This window comes from Mesorhizobium sp. M7A.F.Ca.US.005.03.2.1 (assembly GCF_003997795.1).
Classification (GTDB): domain Bacteria; phylum Pseudomonadota; class Alphaproteobacteria; order Rhizobiales; family Rhizobiaceae; genus Mesorhizobium; species Mesorhizobium ciceri.
The window spans coordinates 1-3,801 of the sequence record NZ_RZRP01000623.1 but is presented as its reverse complement, the minus strand read 5'-3'; the positions used below and the strand labels follow the sequence as shown (position 1 = coordinate 3,801).

The 3,801-nt window shown below is 63.7% G+C and carries 3 protein-coding genes and 1 pseudogene; all 4 read left to right on the top strand.

Annotated features, from left to right (window positions below):
* Positions 1 to 188, top strand: a pseudogene (locus EN991_RS26995) (branched-chain amino acid ABC transporter permease); the annotation flags it as partial.
* An 80-nt stretch (positions 189 to 268) separates the two neighbouring features.
* Positions 269 to 1,606, top strand: a complete 1,338-nt coding sequence (locus EN991_RS26990; RefSeq protein ID WP_027164235.1) for an ABC transporter substrate-binding protein — start codon at positions 269 to 271, stop codon at positions 1,604 to 1,606.
* 79 nt (positions 1,607 to 1,685) lie between these two features.
* Positions 1,686 to 2,492 carry an ABC transporter ATP-binding protein gene (locus tag EN991_RS26985; RefSeq protein WP_164753483.1) on the top strand — a complete coding sequence of 269 codons (807 nt, stop codon included), beginning with the start codon at positions 1,686 to 1,688 and terminating at the stop codon, positions 2,490 to 2,492.
* 24 nt (positions 2,493 to 2,516) lie between these two features.
* Positions 2,517 to 3,764: an SfnB family sulfur acquisition oxidoreductase gene (locus tag EN991_RS26980; protein WP_063171069.1), complete on the top strand. Its 1,248-nt coding sequence runs from the start codon at positions 2,517 to 2,519 to the stop codon at positions 3,762 to 3,764.
* The last annotated feature ends 37 nt before the right edge of the window (positions 3,765 to 3,801 follow it).

Below are 3,801 nucleotides of genomic sequence, written 5' to 3'. Positions count from 1 at the left end.
CGCTCGCTCTGTCGCGCCTCGGCGGCTTCCTGCTCGGCGATCTCTTCGATTCGGGCGTGCTCGACATGAGCCAGCGCATCGTTCTGGGCGCGCTCATCATCCTGTTTCTGATCCTTGAACCCGACGGGCTGGTGGCGCTGTGGGACAGGGTCCGAAGACGGCTCCTGTTCGCCTGGCAGTCGACTTGAGCTGATGCATTGAAAATGAATCCCATCGGAAAATGAACAAGGGGCCGAACAAGACGGCCCATACCGGGAGTACCTCGACCATGACTTTCCTCAGCACAATCAAGGCGGCGGCGTTGTCCGCGGCGATGATCGTGTCGGTGGCCTTGCCCGCCGCGCACGCCGACGAACAATATTTCCCGCTGCAGAGCTATCGCGTCGGGCCTTACGCGGCCGGCGGCACCGGCTTCTTCGGCGGCTTCATCGACTATCTCAACCTCATCAACATCCGCGACGGCGGCGTCAACGGCGTCAAGCTGACCTGGGACGAATGCGAGACCCAGTACGAGGTCGAGCGCGGCGTCGAATGCTACGAGCGGCAGAAGAGCCATGCCGGCGCCGCCGCCTGGAACCCGCTCTCGGTCGGCATCGCCTATGCCATGATCGACCGCATCACCGCCGACAAGGTGCCGCTGATCACCGTCAACCACGGCCGCACCGATTCCACCGACGGGCGTGTCTTCCCCTACGTCTTCCCGCTGCTGCTCAATCCCTACAGCGAGACATCAGGCATCGTGAACTACATCGCCTCCAAGGAAGGCGGCATCGACAAGCTGAAGGGCAAGAAGATCGTCGTGCTCTATCACGGCTCGCCCTACGGCAAGGAGACCATCCCGATCTATGAGCTGCTGGCGCAGAAATACGGCTTCACCGTGCAGCAGATCGAGGTGCCGCATCCCGGCAACGAGCAGCAGTCGCAGTGGCTGACCATCCGCCGCGCCAAGCCGGATTTCGTCGTCCTGCGCGGCTGGGGTGTGATGAACCCGGTGGCGCTGAAGACGGCGGTCAAGGTCGGCTATCCCGTCGATCACATCGTCGGCAATGTCTGGTCGAATTCTGAAGAGGATGTCATCCCTGCCGGCGACGCCGCCAAGGGTTACACCGCCATCACCACGCAGGCTTCCGGCAACTCCTACCCGGTGGTTCAGGAGATCGTGAAGACGGTCTACGGCGCCGGCAAGGGTAACCTTGAAGACAAGGCGCGCATCGGCTCGGTCTACCACAATCTCGGCATCGTCAACGGCATCCTCAATGTCGAGGCGATCCGGGTCGCGCAGGAGAAGTTCGGCCACCGCACGCTGACCGGCGACGAGGTCCGCTGGGGCTTCGAGCATCTCAAGCTTGATCCGGCCAAGGTCGAGGCGCTCGGCGCCAAGGACCTGTTCCACTCGATCAATGTCAGCTGGGACAACCATGAAGGCGAAGGCTACGTGACCTTCCAGCAGTGGGACGGCAAGAAGTGGAACGTCGTCTCCGACTGGATCGCGCCGGACTGGGCGCTTCTGCGGCCAATCATCGAGAAGTCCGCCGAGGCCTACGCCGCCGAGAAGGGCATCAAGCTACGCACCTCCGACGATGCCAATGCTGTGACCACCAACTGATCAGTCAGTGCCGGGCGTCGCGGACCAAGTTTCCGTGGCGCCCGACCTGTTCGGTTTTCGAACCGCGAAAGAACAGCCTATGCCGAACGATGACGTCATTCTTGCTGTGGACACGGTCCATGCCACCTACAACCACGCCATCACGGCGCTGCATGGTGTCAGTTTCGAGCTCAGGCGCGGCCAGATACTGGCATTGCTCGGTGCCAATGGCGCTGGCAAGACCACGACGCTGAAGGCCGTCTCCAACCTGCTGCCGGTCGAACGCGGCCAGGTCAATGCCGGCACCATCCGCTATGACGGCTCGGATGTCTCGCGCCGCAAACCGGGCGATCTGGTGCGCGCCGGGCTGGTTCAGGTGCTGGAAGGCCGCCACTGCTTCAAAAGCCTCACCGTCGAGGAGAATCTGATCGCCGGCGGCATCGGCCGCAGCGGCAGCCGCGCCGAGATCAACGGGGATCTCGAACGGATCTACGGCTATTTCCCGAGGCTTCGGGAAAAACGCCGGACATTGTCCGGCCTGACCTCCGGCGGCGAACAGCAGATGACCGCCATCGGCAGGGCGCTGATGTCGCGGCCGCGGCTGCTCGTCCTGGACGAACCGTCGATGGGGCTCGCGCCAATCATCGTCCAGGACATCTTCCAGAGCTTGAAAAAACTCAACCGCGAGACTGGCCTATCCATCCTGGTCGCCGAGCAGAACTCCGCAGTGGCGCTGCGATATGCCGACCATGCCACGGTGCTGGAGAACGGCGTTTCCGTTCTCGCCGGCGCGGCCCCCGAGCTTCGCCAGCGCGAGGACATCAGGGCCTTCTATCTCGGTCAATCGAACCCCGGGCAACAGGCGTCACCCGCCACCAAGCCCGCCCATCTCCACGCCGTTGCCTGAATCGAAATCCCAAGGAGCAGTGAAATGACCGTTTCGACCGTCAAGACCGACAAGGCTTCCGCCGCCGTGCCGCCAGTCGCAAGGCCGACCGCCCCGGCGCACATCATCAAGGACGACGCCGAGGCGATTGCGGTTGCCCATGCGCTCGCCGCCGAATTCGTCAAGGACTCCTCCCGGCGCGACCGTGAACGGATCTGGCCGGTCGCCGAACTCGATGCCTTTTCGCAAAGCGGCCTGTGGTCGATCAATGTACCCAAGGCATTCGGTGGGCCGGAGGTGTCCTATGCGACGCTGGCGAAGGTGATCGAGATCATCTCGGCGGCGGATTCCTCGATCGGCCAGGTTGCGCAGAACCATCTCGGCGTCGTCGCTGCCATCCGCACCGTCTCCGACGCGGACCAGCAGAAGCTGCTGTTCGCCGAAGCGCTGAAGGGCACCCGGTTCGGCAACGCCTTTTCCGAGTTCGGCTCCAAGCGCGCCGCCGATTTTGAGACCCGCTTCACCGATGCCGGCGATCATGTGGTTGTCAACGGCCGGAAATTCTATTCGTCCGGCGCGCTGCTCGCCCATCTGGTGCCGATCGTGGCGCTCGATGACGAGGGCCGCGCCTGGTATGCGATCGCCGACCGCGGCGCACCCGGCCTGACCGTTATCGACGACTGGTCGAGCTTCGGCCAGCGCACGACCCTGTCCGGCACCGTCATCATCGACAACGTCAAGGTGCCGAAGACGCATCTGGTACCCGGCTACAAGGGCTACGACAAACCGACCGCCGACGGCGCCATCTTCCAGATCATCCAGGTGGCCGTGGACACCGGCATCGCCCAGGCGGCGATCGACGAGACGGTCGATTTCGTCAGGACCAAAAGCCGCGCCTGGATCGACAGCGGCGTCGACAACGCCTGGGACGATCCCTACACCATTCAGGCCATCGGCGACCTGACGCTGCGCCTGCACGCGGCGCAGGCGCTGCTCGAAAAGGCCGGTCATGCAATCGACCGGGCAGTGGCCGAGCCGACAGCCGAGACGGTGGCGCACGCCCAGATCGTCACTGCTGAAGCCAAGATCTTGTCGACAGAGATCGCCATCGCCGCCACCAACAAGCTGTTCGAACTGGCAGGGACCCGCTCAACCCTGGCCGAGCACAATCTCGACCGGCATTGGCGCAACGCCCGCACGCACACGCTGCACGATCCGGTGCGCTGGAAATACTCGATCCTCGGCAAATATTTCCTCAACGGCGAAAATCCGCCGCTGCACGCCTGGAGCTGATTTCCACCGGCGGGCTGGCGGCCCGCCACGTCAAACC

Bases quoted from the DNA above. Each gene is read 5' to 3' on its own strand.
- EN991_RS26985 (WP_164753483.1), top strand. From the start codon at position 1,686: ATGCCGAACGATGACGTCATTCTTGCTGTGGACACGGTCCATGCCACC.
- EN991_RS26980 (WP_063171069.1), top strand. From the start codon at position 2,517: ATGACCGTTTCGACCGTCAAGACCGACAAGGCTTCCGCCGCCGTGCCG.
- EN991_RS26990 (WP_027164235.1), top strand. From the start codon at position 269: ATGACTTTCCTCAGCACAATCAAGGCGGCGGCGTTGTCCGCGGCGATG.